This window comes from Microbacterium jejuense (assembly GCF_039544225.1).
Lineage (GTDB): Bacteria > Actinomycetota > Actinomycetes > Actinomycetales > Microbacteriaceae > Microbacterium > Microbacterium jejuense.
The window spans coordinates 551,454-571,263 of the sequence record NZ_BAABLG010000008.1 but is presented as its reverse complement, the minus strand read 5'-3'; the positions used below and the strand labels follow the sequence as shown (position 1 = coordinate 571,263).

Below are 19,810 nucleotides of genomic sequence, written 5' to 3'. Positions count from 1 at the left end.
TCTGAGAGGGAGTGCGATGTCGCGCAACTGGGCGGGCACCTACGAGTACGCGGCGCCGCGGATCGTGACGGCATCCACCGTCGACGATGTCCGGCGGGTGCTGGCCGAACCGGGCCGCGTGCGCGCGCTCGGCACACGCCACTCGTTCACGGATCTGCCCGACACGACCGGGACCCTGGTCGACATGACAGGGTTCGCGCCCGAGTTCGCACTGGACGAGGCGTCTGGCACCGTGACGGTGCCCGCCGGCATCCGCTACGGCGTGCTCGCGGTGTGGCTGCACGAGCGCGGCTGGGCGCTGCGCAACATGGGGTCGCTGCCGCACATCAACGTCGGCGGCGCGACGGCCACCGGCACGCACGGCTCGGGCGACGCCAACCAGGTGCTGTCGGCCTCGGTGAGTGCCCTGCGCTACGTCGGCGCCGACGCCGAGGTGCGCGAGGTGCGCCGCGGCGACGCCGACTTCGATGCGCTGGTGGTCGGCCTCGGCGCCTACGGCATCGTGGTGTCGCTGACGCTCGACGTCGTGCCCGCGTTCCGGCTGCGGCAGGACATCTACTCCGGTGTCACATGGGATGCCGCCCTGACGCGCTACGACGAGCTCACGTCCGCCGGTTACAGCGTGTCGGTGTTCTCGCGCTGGGAGGAGCCGACCGTCGGCTACGTGTGGGTCAAGACCCGCCTGGAGTCGGACGACCAGCTGGTGGCCGACACGCTGCTGGACGGCGTCCGCACCCTCGGCGACGTGTCGCCGTTCGGCGACGGCGACAACGCCACCGAGATCGGCGGCGTCCCGGGACCGTGGATGCTGCGGCTTCCGCACTTCCGTCTCGACGCGCAGCCGTCCTTCGGCGACGAGATCCAGACCGAGTACTTCGTCGACCGTGCCGATGCCGCCGCGGCGCTGGACGCGGTGCGCGCCCTGGGCGACGGCATCCGTCCTCACCTCATCTGGACCGAGCTGCGCACCGCGGCCGCCGACGTACTGTGGCTGAGCCCCGCGTACGGCCGCGACACCGTGATCATCCACTTCACCTGGTACAACCACCCCGACGAGGTCGCGGCCGCGGTCGCCCGCATCGAGGCGGCGCTGGAGCCCTTCGGCGCCCGCCCGCACTGGGGCAAGGTGCACGGCTTCGACCGCGCCGCGATCGAGCGCGTGCACCCCCGCCTCGCCGACGCGCGCGGGGTGTTCGAGCGTCTCGACCCCGAGGGCCGGTTCACGAACGCGCACCTCGAGCGCGTCGGCGTGCGCGAGGCGCGCTGACCGGGGCTCGGCGTGCTCAACCTCCGACGCGGATCGTCCGCACGGCCATGAACGGACGGCCGGGCAGCTCGACGCGCAGCGTCGCACGATGCGTGCCGGGCACGCGGTCGACCGTCATGTTCCACGTGTCGATGACGTCGACTGTCCATTCGCCGTCGGGCAGCACGAGGTTGCGGAACCGGGGGCGGTTGAAGCCGAAGTAGCCGATGCGGTGGGTGTCGGTGCCGCCCCACGGCACGTCCCAGTCCGAGGGCAGCGGGTCCCACACGCCGTCGGGGGCCTCGGACTGCAGCTGCTCGAGGAAGCCGATGCGGTCGGGCGACGTGCCGTGCAGCATCCCTCCCTTCGACCACCACAGCACCTCGTCGTCGCGGCCGAGCGCCGAGGGCAGGTAGGTCTCGCCGTGGCCGACGTACCCGCCGCGCACGGCGCCCTCCCAGAACCGGCGCACCATCTCTTCACCGGTGATGTTGCCCCAGCCCTGGTCGATGTCGCCCTCGTAGGCGCACTCGTCGATCACGACGGGCTTGCCCCAGCGCTCGCGCCACTCGTCGGTGTTCTCGGCGGTGCGGTAGACGTCGACGCGCTGGATGCTGACGTGCGTGATCCACGGGCGCGAGTAGTCGTAGTAGGGACGGCAGTTGTGGATCGAGTTGAGGTGCCCGAACGCGTCCTCCTCGCCGACGATCTGCGCCAGGCGCTCCCAGTCGGCGCCGGTCTTCGACCACAGCAGGTCGTACTCGTTGGCCATCGACCACCACACGTTCGAGAACGCGGCGAGGCGGCGCACGACGTAGCGCAGGTAGCGCTCGTCGACAGCCGGTCCGAGGTCGGCGAACCCCCACCGGTCGTACGCGTGGAAGAGGATCAGATCGGCCTCGATGCCGAGGGCGCCCAGCTGTGCGATGCGCCGCTCGAGGCGCCGGAAGTGCGCGGGGTCGAACCGCTCCAGGTCGAACCCGTCGGCCAGCGTCCCGGGGAACACGAAGTCCGCCGGCTCGTTCGCGTTGAAGAGATACGACTTGGGGAACACGCACATCCGGATCTTCGTGAACGGCGCCGCGGCGAGCGTCTGCAGCGTCTGCTCCTGCAGCTGGTCGCTCTGGTGCGTCCACGCATACGCGGTGGTGCCGAGCGGGAGGTGCCGGGTGCCGTCGGCGTGGCGGAAGTGGAACCCGTCGACCCGCACCGGGCCGTGCGCGCCCTCGCGGGCCGCTGTCACGACGGCGGTACCCGACAGTCCGTCGAGCGAGCGTGCCGTCGAGCGGGTGACGAAGCGCCACTCGCCCTCCGCGTCGGCCAGGGCGCGCACGACGTACACGCCGTCGCCGTCGTAGAAGCCGCCGACGCGCACCTCGGTGCCGTCGGGCCGAGTGAACAGGGCGTCGAGCTCGACGTCGACGAACGGGTTGCGGTGGCTCGGCCCCTCGATCCTGACCTCGAGCACGTCCCATTGCGCGGTCGGCTGCGCCGGGAGGAGGGATGCCGCACCCCGCGCCACCTCCTCGCCCTCGTACGCGGGGTTCGAGGCGATGGCCGCCGGGTACGGGATGCGGTCCTCGTCGCCGTCCTCGACGGCGGCGAGGGCGTCCCACAGCCGCTCCTGCGCGGCGGGGTCCTCGAGCGCGGGCACGAGCGCGACGAGCTGGCCGAGCCGCGCGCCGCGGAACTGCGCCGCCATGGGCGATGCCGCGATGCCGGGCAGATGGGTCTCGAGCACGGCGCGGCCGGCGGGGCTGTCGAGGGTGTCGCCGAAGGTGGAGGCGCGGTCGAACACGGGGTTCCTTCCGGTCGGGGTCAGAGGTGTGGGGCGGGGGTCAGTCGTCGTCGCCCTCGGCCACCCAGCCGAGCACGGCGACATCGCCGTCGACGGCGTACACGCCGATGACGCGGCCGGTGAAGGACTCGGCCACCTCGGACGACAGGAAGCGCCCGTCGACCTGTGCGAGCTCGACCCGCTCGCCGCCGAGGGGGGTGAACCCCAGGCGGAAGACGTCGCTCGTCGAGACCATGCGCCAGCCGGGCCCGGGGGTGACGGAGTCCAGGTGCAGGTCGACGACGTGGCCGTCGAGCGGGCCGGTCCACTCCTGGCGGAGCCCGCTCAGGCACGCCCGCGCGGTGACGGTGCCGTCCCCCGCCTCGATCTCGAGGTGGAAGCCCTCGTCATAGCGCACGGCCAGACCGCCGACGCCGGCGCTCACATCGACGTGGACGGTGACGGCGTTGTTCAGGTGCTCCTGCCGGCGACCGACGAACACCGGCCGGGAGTCGGAGAGGGTCGTGCCCTCGGCGTGCAGCACGAGCGCGCCGTCGCGGGCGTCGAGATCGGCGATCTCGGCCGGCAGACGGCGGATGCCGACCCACTCGGGGTCGAGCGGCTCGTCGGAGGAGAACGCCACCTCGACGCGCGTGCCGGGGCGCGGGTTGCGCTCGACCGGCGCGATGGCGGGCCAGCCGTCGTGCCAGGTGACGGGCGTGACGAAGGTCTCGCGGCCCAGCGCCGAGAACGCCCGGGTGCCGCTGCGCGGCCGGACGCCCAGCAGCACGCACAGCCACTGCCCGCCGGGGCCGACGACGAGGTCGCCGTGCCCGGTGTTCTGGATCGGTCGCGGCGTGGACCGTGCCGAGACCAGCGGGTTGCCCGGGGCGCCGGTGAACGGGCCCTCGGGGGAGTCGCCGCGGGCGATCGAGATCGAGTGCCCGCGCTCGGTGCCGCCCTCGGCGATCATGAGGTACCAGGCGCCGTCGACCTCGTACACATGCGGCGCCTCGGGGAACATCAGCCCCGTGCCCGACCACAGCGACCGCGGCTCTTCGAGCGCCCGATGCGTCCCGAGGTCGACCCGCACCTGCTGGATGCCCAGGTGCGCGGGCTGGTTGGGGTTCAGGGCTCCGGTCAGCTGCAGACCCGAGAACGTCACGTAGCAGGTGCCGGCGGCATCCCACGCGATGTCGGGGTCGATTCCCTCGATCGTTCCCGTGCCGTCGGCCTTGCGCAGCAGATCGCCGTCGCTCCACGGCCCCGCGGCGTCGGCCGCAGTGAAGTGCAGCATGCCGCGGCCCATCGCGTCGGTGATGACGAGGTGGAACACGCCGTCGTGGTGGCGGATCGTCGGCGCCCACGCACCGCCCCCGGTGGGCACGTCCTCGACGCCCAGCTGGCCGGGCCGCGTGGCGACGTGGCCGATGAGCTCCCAGGTCTCGAAGTCGGTCGAGCGGTGGATCGGGATGCCGGGCAGATACTCGAACGTCGACGTGGCGAGGTAGTAAGCGCCGTCGACCTGGACGACGCTCGGGTCGGGGTGGAAGCCGTTCAGCAGCGGGTTGTACAGCGTGGTCACGAGGATCTCCGGTGGGGTCGGGACGATGACGGGGTCAGGACGAGAGCAGCACGCCGAGCTCGCGGGCCAGCGCGACCGCGCGCGGGTCGGCGCCGCCGGGCCACGGGCCGCGGGCGATCGTCCACGCGAAGGCGACGCCCGAGTCGGGGTCGACGCAGGCCAGGGCGCCGAGCGCCCCGTCATGGCCGAAGGCGCGCGGGCCGCCGAACGCGAGCTGCTGCGAGGGCTTCTGGAACACGATCGCGTGGGCACGGTCCTGCTGGTGCAGCACCTCGTCGTAGCCGCGGATCTGCTGCTGGCCGATCTGCTCCACGGTGTCGGCGCTGAGGAACGGCGGGGCGCCGTCGACGCCCGTGACGGCCGCGGCGAGCAGCCGTGCGAGACCTCGCGCGGTGCCGGTGCCCGAACCGGCCGGGTGCCCGAAGCGCCAGCTGATCTCGTCGTTGCCGATGTCGACCGGCTCGCCGCCCATCGCGAAGACGACGGGGCCGAGCGCCGAGAAGGACGGCGCCGTGGTGTCGGACACCGGGCGGATCATCGGCAGCACGGGCGCACGGCGGTGGTCCTCGGCGGCGGGCAGCCCGAGATGGAAGTCGACGCCGTGGGGAGCCCGGATCTCGGTCTCGTAGAACTCGTGCAGTGTGCGGCCGGTCACCCGGAACACCAGCTCGGATGCGAGGTTGCCGATCGTGATGGCGTGGTAGCCGAAGGCGCTTCCGGGGTGCCAGAACGGCGCGCTCGCGGCCAGGCGCTGCGCGGCGGCATGGTCGTCGAGCAGCTCCTCCCACCGCAGCGGCGGCGTGGCCTGCGGAAGCCCCGCCTGGTGCGACAGCAGTTGGCGCACGGTGACGCGGACCTTGCCCTTCACCGCGAACTCGGGCCAGTACTGCGCCACCCGCTCGTCGAGGTCGAGCTCGCCGCGCTGGACGAGCAGGCCGATCGACAGGCCGATCGTGTTCTTGGTGACCGAGTACGGCACCATGACCGAATCCTCGGCGAGGTGCGGTCCGCCCCACGCGTCGAGCACAGGCGTGCCGTCGTGGAACGCGGCGACCTGGAACGACAGGTCGGGGTCGGCGGCGAGCCACTCGTCGAGGCGGGCCACGACGTCGTCGAGGCGCTCGTCGGCGGTGCCGCGCAGCTGCGGGGTGGTGAGCAGGGAGAGGGTCATCCGTTGGCTCCTTCGGTGTGCCAGGCCAGTGTGAGCGGCAGGTCGGCCACCGAGGCTCCGACACGCAGGGTGTACTCGCCGGGCTCGACGACCCATTCCCCGGCCCAGTGCGCGAGGCGGCGCGGCGGCACCGGAACCGTCGCGATGACGCTCTCGCCGGCCGCGGCGTGCACTGTCGCGAAGCCGACCAGCCAGCGCACCGGACGCTCCACGGCCGAGCCGGCACGCTCGGCGTAGATCTGCACGACCTGCTTGCCGGCGCGGTTCCCGGTGTTCGTGAGCGTGACCTCGACCGCGTCGCCGACCCGCGGCGCGGCATCCCACGCCCACGTCGTGTACCCGAGACCGTGGCCGAACGGGAACGCGGGGGCCGCGGCATCCCCCTCTCGCAGCCACGCGCGGTAGCCGATGTGCAGACCCTCGCGGTAATCGAGGCGGCCGTTCCGCGGTGTGACGTCGGTCACTGGCACGTCCGCGAGCGACGCCGGCCAGGTCGTGGGGAGGCGTCCGCCCGGCTCCGCGGCGCCGGTGAGCACGTCGGCGATCGCGTGGCCGAACTCCTGGCCGCCGAAGTACCCCTGCACGACGGCGCCCACCTCGCCGGCCCACGGCAGCACGACCGGCGAGCCGGCGTTGACGACGACGATCGTGGGCGTGCCGGTGGCGGCGACGGCGCGCACGAGGTCGTCCTGGCGCCCCGGCAGGTCGAGGCTCGTGCGGTCGTAGCCCTCGGACTCGACCTTGGAGTTCGTGCCGACGACCACGACGGCGATGTCGGATGCTGCGGCCTCGGCCACGGCGCGCGCGATGAGCTCTTCGGGGTCGGTGCGCTCGGGGGCGATGCCCAGCGTCGCGCTGAGCGCGCCCGACAGGGCGCCGGCGTCGGCGCGCGCGAACTCGACGCGCAGCGCGGTCTCGCGCCCGGCCTCGACGTGCACTGTCGCGGTGATCGACGGCGGGTTGAGGAACGCGGCCCCGAGGTCGGTGCCCTCGATGACGGGGGAATCGTCGAGCACGAGCTCGCCGTCCACGAACAGGCGGCCGGGATTGGCGCCGGCGAAGCCGAGCTCGATGTCGCCGCTCTCGGCCGGCGTGTAGACCGTCTCGTAGACCACCGTCGCGCTCGCCGAGATCGGCGCGTCGCCGCCGAACCACACGAGCGCGGTGGAGCGGCGGTTCTCGGCGAACAGCTCGGTGCCGTCGGCGTCGAAGAACGCCACGCGCAGGCCCGCTTCGCCGGTGGCGGGATTGGTCAGCTGGTCCAGCGGGAGCTCCGACACGCCCTCCTGCACCACGGCACCGAGCGAGAAGCGCACTTCGGCGCCCGGGAGGGCCGCGCGCAGCGCGTCCAGCGGCGAGACGACGGCCTCGGGGATCACAGTGGCGCTGCCGCCGCCCTGCGTGCGGGCCTCGCGGGCGTTCTGGCCGATGACCGCCACCCGGGCGAGCGCCGCGGGCGCGAGCGGCAGCACGCCGTCGTTGCGCAGCAGCACGGTGCCCTCGATCGCCGCGGCCCGGGCGAAGGCGGATCCGTCGAGGTCTGCCGGCGTCAGCGGCGCCGAGCCGCCCAGGGCGCCCACGCGCTCGGCGAGCAGCAGCAGCCGCAGCACCTTGCGGTCGAGGTCGGCCTCGGCCAGGCGTCCGTCGCGGACGGCGTCGGCCAGGCCCGCCCACGCGGGCGCCGGCCCGGGCATCGCGAGGTCCTGTGCGGCGGGCACCGAGTCGAGCGAGCGCACCGCCGTCCAGTCGCTGATCACGGTGCCGTCGAAGCCCCACTCGGTGTTCAGCGGCGTCTCGAGCAGCTCGTTCTCGGTCATCGTGACGCCGTCGACCGCGTTGTAGGCGCTCATGATCGTCCAGGCGCCGGCCTGTGCCACCGCGCGCTCGAAGGGCGCCAGGTACAGCTCGCGCAGCGCCCGTTCGTCCACGCGCACGTCGACGGTGAACCGGTCGGTCTCGGAGTCGTTGGCAACGTAGTGCTTGGGGCACGCGGCGACCCCGTTGTCCTGCAGGCCGCGCACGTAGGCCGCAGCGAGCTCGGCAGTGAGCTCGGGATCCTCGCTGAAGCACTCGAAGTGCCGGCCGCCCAGCGGCGAGCGGTGCAGGTTGATGGTCGGCCCGAGCACGACGTCCACGCCCTTGCGACGGGCTTCGGATGCCGCTGCCGCCCCGTACCGGTACGCCAGGTCGACGTCCCACGACGCCGCGAGGGCCGAGCCCGACGGCAGGTTCAGCGACGGCTCGCGCTCGTCCCACCGCGGACCGCGGACGCCGGCCGGACCGTCCGACAGCGTCATCGCGCGCAGGCCGATCTCGGGCAGCGCCACAGTGGTCCAGAAGTCCGCGCCCTGCACCAGGGCCGCCTTCTGCTCCAGCGTGAGGCGCTCCAGCAGCGGCACGAGGTGCTGCACGGCGGCGGGGTGGACGGCGGTGTCGGTCATGGGGTCTTCCGTTTCAGAGGGTCGTTCATGGTCGGATGCCGCGACCCGCCACCCACGGGACGGGCCGGGTCGCGGCATCCGGTCTGTCAGGCGGCGCTCGAAGCCGCCTCGGCGTCGAGGAGGACGCGACGCGCGATCCGGCGCTCCTCCTGCTTGTCGGGATCGGGCACCGGCGCGGCCATGAACAGGCGCTGCGTGTACGGGTGCTCGGGGTGCGACGTCACCTGGTCGGCGTCGCCGGCCTCGACGATCTCGCCGCGGTACATCACGGCCACCCGGTGGCTGATGTGGCGCACCACCGCGAGGTCGTGCGTCACGAACAGGTAGGCGACGCCGGTGCGCTCCTGGATCTCGATGAACAGGTCGAGCACGCGGGCCTGCGTCGACAGGTCCAGCGCCGAGACCGGCTCGTCGCACACGATGAGGCGGGGCTGCAAGGCGAGCGCCCGGGCGATCGCGACGCGCTGCCGCTGCCCGCCCGAGAACTCGCGCGGCAGACGCCCGCGGGCATCGGCCGGCAGCCCGACCTGGTCGAGCAGGCCGCGCACGCGCGTCTTCGCCTCGGCGGTCGCCACCCCCGCCGCCGTCAGCGGCTCGGTGAGGATCTGCTCCACCGTCATCGACGGGTTCAGCGAAGAGTACGGGTCCTGGAACACGACCTGGATCTCGGAGCTGAGGGCGCGGCGTTCGCCGCGTCCCAGGTGCGAGATGTCACGACCGTCGTACGTGATCGTCCCCTCGGTGACCGGCGCGAGGCCGAGAGCCGCCCGGCCCAGCGTGGTCTTGCCCGAGCCGGACTCGCCGACCAGGCCCACGGTCTCTCCGGGGAGGATGTCGAGCGAGACGCCCTTCAGCGCCCGGAACGGCTCGGCGCGGAACCCCTTGCCGGGGTACTCGACCACGAGGTCCTTGACTTCCAACAGCGGCGCGGTCATGCTCCCGCTCCCTTCGCGACGACCGGGGTTCCGGCCAGCGGGCCGCGGGCGGGACCCTCGTCGAGGATCGCCCCCAGCAGCGACTTCGTGTACGGATGCTGCGCGTCGTGGAAGATCGCGCGCACGGGGCCCTGCTCGACGAACAGGCCGCTCTGCATGACCGTCACGCGGTCGCACAGGTCGGCGACGACGCCGAAGTTGTGCGTGACCAGAAGCATCGCCATGTGGCGTTCGGCCTGCAGGTCGCGCAGCAGATCGAGCACCTCGGCCTGCACCGTCACGTCCAGGGCCGTCGTCGGCTCGTCGGCGATGATGAGGTCGGGGTCGGTCGAGACCGCGCCGGCGATCAGCACGCGCTGCGCCATGCCGCCCGACACCTCGAACGGGTACGCGTCGAAGGTGCGCTTCGGGTTGGGTATGCCGACCCGGGCGAGCAGATCGAGCGAGCGCTGGGTGGCGTCCTTCTTCGACAGGCCCAGCGTCTTGCGCAGCGGCTCGACGAGCTGGCTGCCGATCGTGAACGACGGGTCGAGGTTCGACATCGGCTCCTGCGGGATGTAGCCGATGCGCGCGCCGCGGATGCCGGCGTAGGCCCGGTCGGACGCGTCGGCGAGCTCGGTGCCCTCGTACCGGATCGAGCCCGATGTGACGTGCCCGCCGCGGGGGAGCAGGCCCAGCACCGCGAACGCGGTCTGGCTCTTGCCCGAGCCCGACTCGCCGATGAGGCCGTGCACCTCGCCCTTGCGGATGTCGAGCGACACTCCGTGGACCACCTCGATGTGCGAGCCGTCGGGCTGGTCGTAGCCGACGTGCAGGTCGCGCACCTCGAGCACCTTCTCGGTCGCCTTGCTGCGCTGGTCGTCCTCGTGGACGACGACGCCGTCGCCATCGGCCGCGGGCAGCTCGTCGAGGTCGACGACGTCGCCGCCGCTCATCGAGAACGAGGTCGTCACGGCGGCCACCGAGCCGGTGCTCGTCGTCACCGCTCGACGCCGCTTGCGACGCACCGACACCGTGCGCTCCAGCTCGTCGCGCATCACGTTCGCCAGCAGGGTCAGCGCGATGCACGTGAGCGCGATCGCCAGCGACGGCCACAGCATCAGGAGCGGGTCCTTGTACATGTTCTTGAAGCCGTCGTTGAGCATCGAGCCCCAGGTCGGGACGAGGACGTCGCCGAGACCGAGGAATTCCAGCCCCGACTGGATCGCGATCGCGATGCCCGCGATCATCGACGCCTGGATGATGATGGGGGCCCGCACCACCGACAGCACGTGCCGGCCGACGATGCGGCTGTCGCTGAGTCCCGACACCCTGGCCGCGTCGACATACAGCTCGGAGCGCACCGAGGTGACCGAAGCGTAGACGAGGCGGTAGAACGAGGGCGCGAGCAGGATGCCGAAGATGAACATCGAGATCCACACGGACGGGCCGAGCACGGCGCGCGCGGCGAGGAGCACCACGATGCCCGGAAGGGCCATGTTCAGCTCGGTCACCCACGTGGCGGCGGAGTTGAACCAGCCCTGGTAGTACCCGGCGATGAGACCCGAGAGCACGCCGATCACGAGGGCGACGACGAGCGCGAGGGCACCCGCCGCGACGGTCGTCTGCGTCGCCAGCAGCAGGCGCGAGAGGACGTCGCGGCCGCTGCCGTCGGTGCCGAGCGGGTGCTCGGGGCTCGGCGGCGCGAGCACGTTGCGGATGTCGGCGTAGTTGCCGTCCTGGGGGGCGATCGCCGGCCCGATGATGGCGATGACCACCACGAGCATGAGGAAGATCAGCGATGCGAGACCGAGCGGTCGCCGCAGCAGTCGTCGCCAGAGCGGGACGCGGACCGGTGCGACCGGTACCGCGAGGGGGACGTCGATGGCGGTCATGAGAGTCGCACCTTCGGGTTGAGCGCCGCCTGGGCGAGGTCGATGAGGAGGTTGACGACGAGCACGATGATCGCGGAGGCGATCACGAGCCCCATCACCACCGGGATGTCGCCGAGCGTCGTGGCGCGGACCGACAGCTGACCGATGCCGGGGATCGCGAAGATCTGCTCGATGATGACGGCGCCGCCCAGAAGCCCGACGAACTGCAGGGCGAGCACGGCGAGCGCCGGTCCGCCGGCGTTGCGCAGCACGTGCCGGTACACGACCGAACCGGTGCTGAGGCCGCGGGAGCGGAGGGTGCGGACGTAGTCGCGCGACATCGCGTCGATGACCGAGCCGCGCACCTGCTGGGCGACGGCGGCGATCGCGCCGATCGACAGCGCGATGATCGGCAGGGTCACCGACGACAGCCAGCCGGTGAAGGACGTCGAGATCGGCACGTAGCCGGTCGCCTTGAACCAGCCGAGGTTGACGGCGAACACGAGCACGAGCCCGAGGGCGATCAGGAAGCCGGGGATCGCGAAGCCGATGAGCGAGGTCACCTGGACCGTCCCGTCGACCCAGCCCCCGCGCCGGGCGGCGAGGACGCCCAGGACGACGGCGACGACGGCCGAGACCAGAGTCGCCCCGATGACGATCGACAGCGTGACGGCGAGCCGGGTGCTGACGCTGACCGACACCAGCTCGCCGGTGAACCAGCTGCGTCCGAGGTCGCCCGTGAGGGCCGACGTGACCCAGTCCCAGTACTGCTGAAGGAGGGGCCGGTCCAGGCCCAGCTGCTCGGTCTTCTTGGCGACGGTCTCGGCGGTCGCGTTCTCTCCCAGGATGCGGCGGGCGATGTCGCCGCCGCCCAGGTAGAGCAGCACGAACGCGAGGAACGAGATCACCGCGATGAGCACGACGCCCGACAGCAGGCGCCGGAGGATGAATGCAAGCATGACGTTTCCCGTGGGTGGTGTCTCCCCGCCCGCCCGCGGTGTGCGAGCGGGCGGGGAGAGGATTCAGTTCTTCGGCGAGAAGTCGAAGATCGACGGGTAGGCGTTGGTGGGCCAGAACTCGAGGTTCGTGTTCGCGTCCGTCGCGAACGTGCCCTGCACCCGGAAGAACGGTGCGAACCAGGCGTTGTCGACGATCCAGGCGTTGAGGTCCTTCGTCGCCTGCTCCGCCTCGTCCTGCGTGCCGGTCTGGATGGTGCTGATGTACTCGTCGACCTGCGGGTCCTGCGAGTGGAACGGGTTGAATGTGGCGTCGGGGGCGATCATGAAGTTGATCAGCTGCCAGTCGGGGTTCTGCTCCAGCGCCATCCACGTCGCCGGGTACTTCGGGGCGAGCATGTCGGTGATGAAGTTGCCGGTGCCCGGGTCGGTGTAGTTGACGGTGATCCCGATGTCGGCGAGCTGCTGCGCCACGAGATCGAACGTCTGCTGGAAGGCAGGGGTCGACATCATGTTGAGCGTGAACCCGTCGGGGTAGCCCGCCTCGGCGAGGAGCTCCTTGGCCCCTTCGGGGTCGTACTCGTAGGTGCTGTCGAGCGACTCGTCGTAGCCGGTCGAGGTCGCCGGGAAGACCTGCTCGGTGACCGTGCCGTAGCCGGACTGCAGCGCGTGCAGCAGAGCCTCGCGGTCGAAGGCCATGTTGATGGCCTTGCGCACGTTCACGTCGGCGAGCTCGGGCGCCATGGTGCCGTCGCGGTCGAACAGCAGCAGGCCCTGGAAGTCGAGCTCGTTGGACTCGATGGTCCACCCCGACGCCTCGATCTCGGGGATCGCGCTGTTGTCGACGATCTTCGCGCCGTTGGCCTCGCCCGCCTTCATGGCGTTGAGGGTCGCGGTCGGGTCCTCGATGACGTTGATGGTGAGGTTGTCGTACTTGACGGCATCCGCGTTCCAGTAGTCGGGGTTCGCCGTGTAGACGTAGGTGGTGCCGGTGACGGTCGACGCCGTGTCGAGGACGTACGGGCCCGAGCCGATCGGCTCGGTGGCGGCGTCGGGATCGTCGAAGGTCGACGGTGCCTGGATGAGGCCCGGAGCGATCGACAGCAGGTTCACGAGCGAGGGGTCGGGCGCCGCCTGCGTGATGGTGACGGTGGTGGCGTCGACGGCGGCGAACTCCTTGCCGGCGAAGGTCGCGGCCTGCGGCGACGTGCCGTCCCGGAAGCGCTCCAGGCTCGCGACGACCGCGTCGGCGTCGAGCTTGCTGCCGTCGGTGAATTCGACGTCGTCGCGGAGCGTGAGGGTCAGCACCGTGTTGTCGTCGTTGTATTCCCACTTCGTGGCCAGCCAAGGCTGGATCTCGCCGGTGGAGTCCTTCTGCAGCAGCGTGTCGAACACCGCCTGGAAGAACGGGCTGCGGTTGCCGTACTCGGCGCCTGCGCCGATGTCGTAGCTCGTGGGGGCGGCGATCGCCGTGAGTGTGAGCCGGTCTGCGCGACCGGAGTCGCTCGAGCCCGACCCTCCGTCGCCGCCGCCGGCGCAGCCGGTCAGGGCGAGCGCGGCGATCGCGATGGTGGCTGCTGTGGCCTTCCAACGGAACATCCTTGGTCCCTTCATAGGTGGCGATGCCCCTGCGGATCGCCTGCTGGCCGATGACGCTAACAGCAATTTCGAGCGAGCACTAGGTTTTTGACACAAAAAGCTAGCGACTCCTAGAAATTCGTTATAGAACGGAGAGGAAGGACCCCGGCGCACACCGAAGGGGGTGTGGCGAGACGACCCGGGGATACGGTGAGACGATGACCGAGACGACGACCGCCGTCACGCGGAAGGGGACCGCTCCCACGACGGGGCGCAAGCCGCGCGGCGAGTACGCGAAGTCGAAGGAGACCCGCACGGCGATCCTCGACGCGGCGCTGGAGGTGTTCGCGCAGTCCGGCTACCGTGCGGGGTCGCTCCGCGAGGTCGCCGAGCGCGTGGGGATGAGCGAAGCCGGGCTGCTGCATCACTTCCGCAGCAAGAGCGCATTGCTCATGGCGCTGCTCGATCACCGCGACGACCTGTCACGGTCCCGCGTGGACTTCGACATGCCCGACGGGGTCGAGGCGCTGCGCTCACTCGCCGAGCTCGCGCGGTTCAATGCCGCCCACCCCGGCATCGTCGAGCTCTACTGCGTGCTCTCGGCCGAGGCCACGTCGCCCGACCATCCCGCGCATGACTACTTCAAGAACCGCTACCTGTACGTGCGCACGAGCGTGACGGGCTCGTTCGAGCGCGCCGCGGCGGCGGGACGCCTGAACGACGGCGTCGACCCCGCGCGCGCTGCGGTCGCGACGATCGCCCTCATGGACGGACTCCAGGTGCAGTGGCTGCTGGACCGATCCTCGACCGACATGGCCGCGGCCATGCACGAGTGCTTCCGCAGTCTCATTCGCGGCTACGACCTCGCGGGCCTCGAGAACGCGCTCGACGTGCTGGACGCGAACGCCCCGGCCGACGGCGAGTCGGCGGGGTCCGAGACTCCGCTGGACGCCACGAACGACGCGACGGAGCGCGACGCATGATCCGCGAACCCTGGCTCGACGGCTGGACCGTCGGGCCGAAGCTCGGTGCCTTCGAGGCGGCGACGGCCGAGTCCGCCCCGCGCCCCGTGCGACTGCCGCACGATGCCGTCCGCGATCTGCCCCGCTCGGCGACGGGCGATCAGGGGGTGCACACCGGCTACGTCCCCGGCGGGGTGTTCGAGTACGCCAAGACGTTCGAGGTCCCCGCGCACTGGCGCGAGAAGACCGTGCGCGTCGAGTTCGAGGGCGTCTACCGGGACGCCGTCGTCTTCCTCAACGGCGATGCCGTCGTACACGAGCCCAACGGGTACAACGCGTTCGAGGCGGTGCTGGACCCGTACCTGCGCTACGGCGAGCCCAACCGCCTCACGGTGGAGGCCCGCGCCCACCGCGACAGCAGGTGGTATTCCGGCGCCGGAATCTATCGCCCCGTTCATCTGGTCGTGGCGGATCCCGTGCACTTGCCGCTCGACGCGACGCGCGTGACGACCCCTGACGTCGACGCCGACCGGGCGGTCGTGCACCTCGCCACGACGGTGCGCAACAGCTCGCGGCACACGCGCACGGTGCGGGTGACGTGGGCCATCGAGGGGCCGTCCGGCGCCGGGCTGGCCACCGGATCGACGCCGGTGACGGTGCTGCCGGGATCCGACGCCGTCGCCCGGATCCGCCTCGCGGTCGAGGCGCCGGCGCTCTGGAGCGATGCCTCGCCCGCCCTCCACCGCGTCCGGACGACTCTCGCCGACGAACGGAGCGAAGAGCTGGACCAGGATGCCGCCGCCTTCGGCATCCGCCGCCTGCAGGTCGATCCCCAGCGCGGCCTGCGCATCAACGGCGTGCCGGTCGACCTGCGCGGTGCGTGCGTCCACCACGACAGCGGACCCCTCGGCGCCGCCACGTTCGCGGATGCCGAGGACCGCCGCGTCCGCCTGCTCAAGGACGCCGGCTTCAACGCCCTCCGCAGCGCCCACAACCCGATGAGCCGCGCGATGCTCGACGCCTGCGACCGTCACGGCGTGTACGTCATGGACGAGCTCACCGACACCTGGACGCGGTCGAAGGTCGCCTTCGACGCCGCGCCGGGATTCGCCGAGCGCTGGCGCCACGATGTCGACGCGCTCGTGGCGAAGGACCTCAACCACCCGAGCGTCATCATGTACTCGATCGGGAATGAGATCCTCGAGCTCGCCTCGCCCGCGGGCGCCGCGTGGAGCCGGCGCCTGGCCGAGGCGGTGCGCGCGCTCGACGACACGCGCCTGGTGACGAACGGCATCAACGGCATCATCGCGAACCTCGACCGCATGGCCGAGATCGCGGCGGCCGATGCCGCGGCGGCCACGACCGACGGGCCGCCGTCGGACGAGGCATCCGATCCCAACACGATGATGGCGACGATGGGCGACACGATGGCGCGCGCCAACGCGTCGGAGCTCGTGACGACCTCGACCGAGGAATCGGCGTCGGTGCTCGACGTCGTGGGGTTCAACTACGCCGAGTCGCGCTACGAGCTCGATCGCGAGCTGTTCCCGCATCGCGTGATCGTGGGGTCCGAGACGTTCCCGTCGCGCATCGAGCGCATGTGGGAGCTCGTCGAACGCCTGCCGCACGTGATCGGCGACTTCACCTGGACGGGCTGGGACTACCTCGGCGAGGCGGGCATCGGCCGCGTGGACTACACCGACGAGCCCGACTACACGCCCACGGGCACGGTCGGTCCGTACCCGCACCTGCTCGCCGGCTGCGGCGACCTCGACATCACGGGACACCGCCGGCCGGTGTCGTACTACCGCGAGATCGTGTTCGGACTGCGCACCGACCCCTACCTCGCCGTCCATCCGCCCCGTCACCACGGCCGTCCGACTGCGACGACGCCGTGGTCGTGGGATGACTCCGTGTCGTCGTGGACGTGGGATGCCGCACCCGGCGCACCCGTCACGGTCGACGTCTACGCGGCCGCCGACGAGGTCGAGCTGCTGCGCGACGGGGTGTCGCTCGGGCTCGCCGAGGTGGGCGCCGAGAAGGCGTTCCGCGCCCGGTTCGAGACGCAGTACCGGCCGGGCGAGCTGATCGCGATCGCGCGGTCCGGCGGGCGCGAGATCGGGCGCACGACGCTGCGGACGGCGGGCGAGCCGGGCCTCGTCGCGACGGCCGAGCGTGCCGACGTCGCCCCCGACGGACTGGCGTTCGTGGGCATCGCGCTGGCCGATGCCTCGGGAGTCGTGGCGGGCGATGACGACGTGGCGGTCACGGTGACGGTGGAGGGCGACGCCGAGCTCGCCGGTCTCGGCACCGGGCGCATCCGCACCGAAGAGTCGTTCGCCGGGCCGTCCGTCACGACGCACGACGGCCGGGCGCTCGCGATCGTCCGGCCCACCGGCGAAGGAGCCGCGACGGTGGTCGTCACCGCCGAGGGGTTCGCGCCGGTGCGGGTGCCGTTGACGTTCCGTGCCTGATGCTCCGCGCCTGATCTTCCGCGCCACACGTTCCGCGCCACCGGGCCTGCGGTTGGGGTTCCGTGCCTGACATGGACCACAATGAAGGCCGGGCACCGCGGTCTCGCGGGAGCTGCTGACAACGATCGGAGAGGCATGAGCGACCGCCGCTTCCCGCGCTCGGTGTTCTCTCGCGGCACGGAGCCCGATGCGCGCTTCACACTCGCGAACGAGCGCACGTTCCTGGCGTGGATCCGCACGGCGCTGGCGCTGATCGCCGGCGGCGTCGCGCTGGAGGTGCTGGGGCTCGATCTGCATGCCGGGCTGCGCCTGGCGGCATCGCTGGTGCTCGTCGCCGTCGGCATCCTGACCCCCGCGCTCGCGTGGCTGGGGTGGATGCGCAGCGAACTCGCCCTCCGCGAGGGCAGGCCGCTGCCGGCCTCGATCCTCGGGGTGGTGCTGGGCTCGTCGGTGACCCTGGCCGGGATCTTCGTGATCCTCGCGATCCTGCTGCGATGAGCACCCTGTTCGACCCCGGGCTGCAGCCCGAGCGCACCGAGCTGGCGTGGCGGCGCACCGCCCTCGCGCTGGCCGCCGGCTCGCTCGTAGCGTTCCGGCTCCTGCCCGCGGCGTTCGGCAGTGCGTGGTGGGCCCTGGGCGGGGTCGCCGGCCTGATCGCGACGGCCGCCCTCTATCTCGGCGCGCGACGCCGCTATGAGCGGGTGAACCTCGCCCTCGGCCGAGAGCGGGACGGGGCCAGGATGCCGGGCGCCGGCATCCTCTTCGTCCTCGCGCTGTTCATCCTCGCCGTCGGCGCCACCAGCGTGGCGGTCGTGCTCGCGATCGCCCTCAGCGGCCCGCGCTGACCGCTCGACGTCGTCGCGGCGATCGATGGATGCCGGCAGCCTCGGCCGCCGGCATCCATTCATTCGTCACCTGTGCACGCGACACGCCGAGCCCAGGCGTGGCACGGGTGACGAACGAGCGGGACTCAGCTGGCCTTCGCGGCGCGCGGGGCGTCGTCGGCGATGGCGCGGATCGGCGTCGTGGCGGCGACCTCGTCGCTGAACTCCTCGGGGGCGACGATCGTCAGGGGACGCGTCTCGTCGACGGTCAGCAGGAACCGGCGGGACTCGTGGCGGCGCATGCGGCCCGACGCGATCATCCACGTCATGCCGATCGCGCAGGCCAGCAGGCCCGCGACGGCGCCGACCTGGATCGCGGCGCGGGGGCCGAACGTCGTGGCGACCCAGCCGGCGATGGGCGCGCCGATGGGGGTCGCGCCCATGATGACTGCCATGTACAGCGCGAGCACGCGGCCGCGCAGCGCCGGGTCGGTCGAGGTCTGCACGTACCCGTTCGCGGTGGTCAGCATCGTGACGGTGCAGAACCCGACGAACACGAGGGTCGCCGCGTACAGCACGTACTCGGGCATCAGCGACGACACGAGCGACACGGCTCCGAACCCGCCGGCGGCGTAGATCGCCACGCGCAGCCGCGCGCGGTCGCGGCGGGCCGACAGCAGGGCCCCTGCCAGCGAGCCGATCGCGAGCACGGAGCTGAGCAGGCCGTAGCCGTCGGCGTCGCGTCCGAACTCCAGCGCCATCGTCGACGCGAAGATCGGGAAGTTCATGCCGAACGCGCCGATCAGGAACACCATGACGAAGGTGACGATGAGGTCGGGGCGGCGGGCGACGTAGCGGAATCCGTCGGCCAGGCGGGCCGCGCCGGGGGCGCGCACCCGGGGCACCAGCTCATCGGTGCGCATCATCCACAGGGCGATCAGCATCGCGAGGAACGTCGCGGCGTTGGCGAGGAACATCCACCCGGTGCCCACGAGCACGATCATGACACCGCCGATCGCGGGGCCGATCAGCCGGGCGGTGTTGAACGACGCTGCGTTGAGCGCGACGGCGTTCGAGGTGTTCTCCTTCGCCACCACGTCCGACACGAACGCCTGGCGGGCCGGGGCGTCGAACGCGTTGGTGATGCCGAATCCGAGGGCGAACAGCCACATCAGCGGCAGCGTCATGACGTGCGTCAGCAGCAGGATGCCGACAGCGATGGCGAGCAGCATGAGCGCGGACTGCGTGAACATGAGCAGCTTGCGGCGATCGAACCGGTCGGCGAGCCAGCCGGTGATGCCCACGAGCACGAGCGGCGGACCGAACTGCAGCGCCATGGTGACGCCCATCGCGGTGGCGTCGTGATCGGTCAGCTCGGTGAGCACCACCCAGTCCTGGGCGGTCGACTGCATCCAGCCGCCGATGTTCGAGATGAGCGCGCCGATGAACCAGACGCGGAAGTTGTACAGCGACAGCGAGCGGAACATGGCCTTCACAGCGTCACCATCCGCGCCATGATCTCAGCGGCCGCGGCGATCGTCGCGCGTTCCTCGTCGGTGAGCTCGGCGAGCGCGGACTCGACCCACGCATCGCGACGGCGGGCCGTCTCGTCGACGACGGATCGGCCGGAGTCGGTGAGCGAGATGACGACCTTGCGACCGTCGTTCTCGTCGGCGCTGCGGGTGATCCAGCCGGAGTCCTGCAGGCAGTTGACGGTGCGGTTCATAGACGGCGCGGAGACGCGCTCGCGCTCGGCCAGCTCGCCGAGGGTGTGCGGACCGGTCTTCCAGAGTGCGGCGAGGACGGCGAACTGCCCGTCGCTCATGGAGTCGACGGCGCGCTGCGTGCGCATGCGCCGCGCGAGCCGGAAGGTGGCGATCCGCAGCTGCGAGGCGGCGGCGGCGAGATCGGGATCGTGTTCGGTATCGGTGTCGGTGCGTGTCGTGGGGGTTCCGTAGCTGCTCATCCGGTTCTTTAGCCTAGCTCATTAGCTTTGCTAAAGATAGTG

Annotated in this window: 15 protein-coding genes; 5 read left to right on the top strand and 10 right to left on the bottom strand. The window is 71.5% G+C overall.

From position 1 onward, the window contains the following. The first annotated feature begins 16 nt into the window (after positions 1 to 16). Positions 17 to 1,267, top strand: coding sequence for a D-arabinono-1,4-lactone oxidase (locus ABEA46_RS15315; RefSeq protein WP_345545551.1), 1,251 nt, complete (start codon positions 17 to 19; stop codon positions 1,265 to 1,267). A gap of 16 nt (positions 1,268 to 1,283) precedes the next feature. On the opposite strand, the gene ABEA46_RS15310 is transcribed toward ABEA46_RS15315, so the two are convergent. The 8 genes from ABEA46_RS15310 to ABEA46_RS15275 form a co-directional block, all read right to left on the bottom strand. Then, positions 1,284 to 3,044 (bottom strand): DUF5605 domain-containing protein, encoded by a 1,761-nt coding sequence (locus ABEA46_RS15310; RefSeq protein WP_345545549.1) that lies wholly within the window; start codon positions 3,042 to 3,044, stop codon positions 1,284 to 1,286. A 40-nt stretch (positions 3,045 to 3,084) separates the two neighbouring features. Then, positions 3,085 to 4,608, bottom strand: a complete 1,524-nt coding sequence (locus ABEA46_RS15305; protein WP_345545547.1) for a glycoside hydrolase family 43 protein — start codon at positions 4,606 to 4,608, stop codon at positions 3,085 to 3,087. Between the two features lie 34 nt (positions 4,609 to 4,642). Beyond that, the gene (locus ABEA46_RS15300; protein WP_345545545.1) at positions 4,643 to 5,779 is read right to left on the bottom strand and encodes a serine hydrolase domain-containing protein; all 1,137 of its coding nucleotides are present in this window, start codon (positions 5,777 to 5,779) and stop codon (positions 4,643 to 4,645) included. Continuing rightward, a complete protein-coding gene (locus ABEA46_RS15295) occupies positions 5,776 to 8,220 on the bottom strand; it encodes a beta-glucosidase (RefSeq protein WP_345545543.1) in 2,445 nt (814 codons plus the stop codon). Before ABEA46_RS15295 ends, ABEA46_RS15300 begins: the two co-directional genes overlap by 4 nt. Before the next feature lie 86 nt (positions 8,221 to 8,306). Then, positions 8,307 to 9,155 carry an ATP-binding cassette domain-containing protein gene (locus tag ABEA46_RS15290; RefSeq protein ID WP_345545541.1) on the bottom strand — a complete coding sequence of 283 codons (849 nt, stop codon included), beginning with the start codon at positions 9,153 to 9,155 and terminating at the stop codon, positions 8,307 to 8,309. Continuing rightward, positions 9,152 to 11,029, bottom strand: a complete 1,878-nt coding sequence (locus ABEA46_RS15285) for a dipeptide/oligopeptide/nickel ABC transporter permease/ATP-binding protein (RefSeq protein WP_345545540.1) — start codon at positions 11,027 to 11,029, stop codon at positions 9,152 to 9,154. The genes ABEA46_RS15290 and ABEA46_RS15285 overlap by 4 nt, the downstream gene beginning before the upstream one ends. Continuing rightward, positions 11,026 to 11,967, bottom strand: coding sequence for an ABC transporter permease (locus ABEA46_RS15280; RefSeq protein WP_345545539.1), 942 nt, complete (start codon positions 11,965 to 11,967; stop codon positions 11,026 to 11,028). The genes ABEA46_RS15285 and ABEA46_RS15280 overlap by 4 nt, the downstream gene beginning before the upstream one ends. 63 nt (positions 11,968 to 12,030) lie before the next feature. Then, entirely contained in the window at positions 12,031 to 13,563 is a 1,533-nt protein-coding gene (locus ABEA46_RS15275) for an ABC transporter substrate-binding protein (protein WP_345545527.1), read from the bottom strand. A gap of 197 nt (positions 13,564 to 13,760) precedes the next feature. Here ABEA46_RS15275 and ABEA46_RS15270 point away from each other — a divergent pair, with 197 nt between their 5' ends. From ABEA46_RS15270 to ABEA46_RS15255, 4 genes are all read left to right on the top strand, one after another. Continuing rightward, positions 13,761 to 14,525 carry a TetR/AcrR family transcriptional regulator gene (locus tag ABEA46_RS15270; RefSeq protein ID WP_345545525.1) on the top strand — a complete coding sequence of 255 codons (765 nt, stop codon included), beginning with the start codon at positions 13,761 to 13,763 and terminating at the stop codon, positions 14,523 to 14,525. Then, positions 14,522 to 16,978 (top strand): glycoside hydrolase family 2 TIM barrel-domain containing protein, encoded by a 2,457-nt coding sequence (locus ABEA46_RS15265; protein WP_345545523.1) that lies wholly within the window; start codon positions 14,522 to 14,524, stop codon positions 16,976 to 16,978. Before ABEA46_RS15270 ends, ABEA46_RS15265 begins: the two co-directional genes overlap by 4 nt. Positions 16,979 to 17,113: 135 nt before the next feature. Next, a complete protein-coding gene (locus tag ABEA46_RS15260) occupies positions 17,114 to 17,476 on the top strand; it encodes a YidH family protein (RefSeq protein WP_345545521.1) in 363 nt (120 codons plus the stop codon). Then, entirely contained in the window at positions 17,473 to 17,823 is a 351-nt protein-coding gene (locus tag ABEA46_RS15255; protein WP_345545519.1) for a DUF202 domain-containing protein, read from the top strand. The genes ABEA46_RS15260 and ABEA46_RS15255 overlap by 4 nt, the downstream gene beginning before the upstream one ends. 125 nt (positions 17,824 to 17,948) lie before the next feature. Here the strand turns inward: ABEA46_RS15255 and ABEA46_RS15250 are convergent, their stop codons facing one another. Continuing rightward, entirely contained in the window at positions 17,949 to 19,289 is a 1,341-nt protein-coding gene (locus ABEA46_RS15250; protein WP_345545762.1) for an MFS transporter, read from the bottom strand. Between the two features lie 5 nt (positions 19,290 to 19,294). Next, positions 19,295 to 19,768 carry a MarR family winged helix-turn-helix transcriptional regulator gene (locus ABEA46_RS15245; protein WP_345545518.1) on the bottom strand — a complete coding sequence of 158 codons (474 nt, stop codon included), beginning with the start codon at positions 19,766 to 19,768 and terminating at the stop codon, positions 19,295 to 19,297. Positions 19,769 to 19,810 lie beyond the last annotated feature (42 nt).

Coding starts and splice junctions, on each gene's coding strand:
- ABEA46_RS15300 (WP_345545545.1), bottom strand. CDS start 5,779: ATGACCCTCTCCCTGCTCACCACCCCGCAGCTGCGCGGCACCGCCGAC.
- ABEA46_RS15270 (WP_345545525.1), top strand. CDS start 13,761: ATGACCGAGACGACGACCGCCGTCACGCGGAAGGGGACCGCTCCCACG.
- ABEA46_RS15290 (WP_345545541.1), bottom strand. CDS start 9,155: ATGACCGCGCCGCTGTTGGAAGTCAAGGACCTCGTGGTCGAGTACCCC.
- ABEA46_RS15250 (WP_345545762.1), bottom strand. CDS start 19,289: ATGTTCCGCTCGCTGTCGCTGTACAACTTCCGCGTCTGGTTCATCGGC.
- ABEA46_RS15280 (WP_345545539.1), bottom strand. CDS start 11,967: ATGCTTGCATTCATCCTCCGGCGCCTGCTGTCGGGCGTCGTGCTCATC.
- ABEA46_RS15260 (WP_345545521.1), top strand. CDS start 17,114: ATGAGCGACCGCCGCTTCCCGCGCTCGGTGTTCTCTCGCGGCACGGAG.
- ABEA46_RS15315 (WP_345545551.1), top strand. CDS start 17: ATGTCGCGCAACTGGGCGGGCACCTACGAGTACGCGGCGCCGCGGATC.
- ABEA46_RS15285 (WP_345545540.1), bottom strand. CDS start 11,029: ATGACCGCCATCGACGTCCCCCTCGCGGTACCGGTCGCACCGGTCCGC.
- ABEA46_RS15255 (WP_345545519.1), top strand. CDS start 17,473: ATGAGCACCCTGTTCGACCCCGGGCTGCAGCCCGAGCGCACCGAGCTG.
- ABEA46_RS15245 (WP_345545518.1), bottom strand. CDS start 19,768: ATGAGCAGCTACGGAACCCCCACGACACGCACCGACACCGATACCGAA.
- ABEA46_RS15295 (WP_345545543.1), bottom strand. CDS start 8,220: ATGACCGACACCGCCGTCCACCCCGCCGCCGTGCAGCACCTCGTGCCG.
- ABEA46_RS15265 (WP_345545523.1), top strand. CDS start 14,522: ATGATCCGCGAACCCTGGCTCGACGGCTGGACCGTCGGGCCGAAGCTC.
- ABEA46_RS15275 (WP_345545527.1), bottom strand. CDS start 13,563: ATGTTCCGTTGGAAGGCCACAGCAGCCACCATCGCGATCGCCGCGCTC.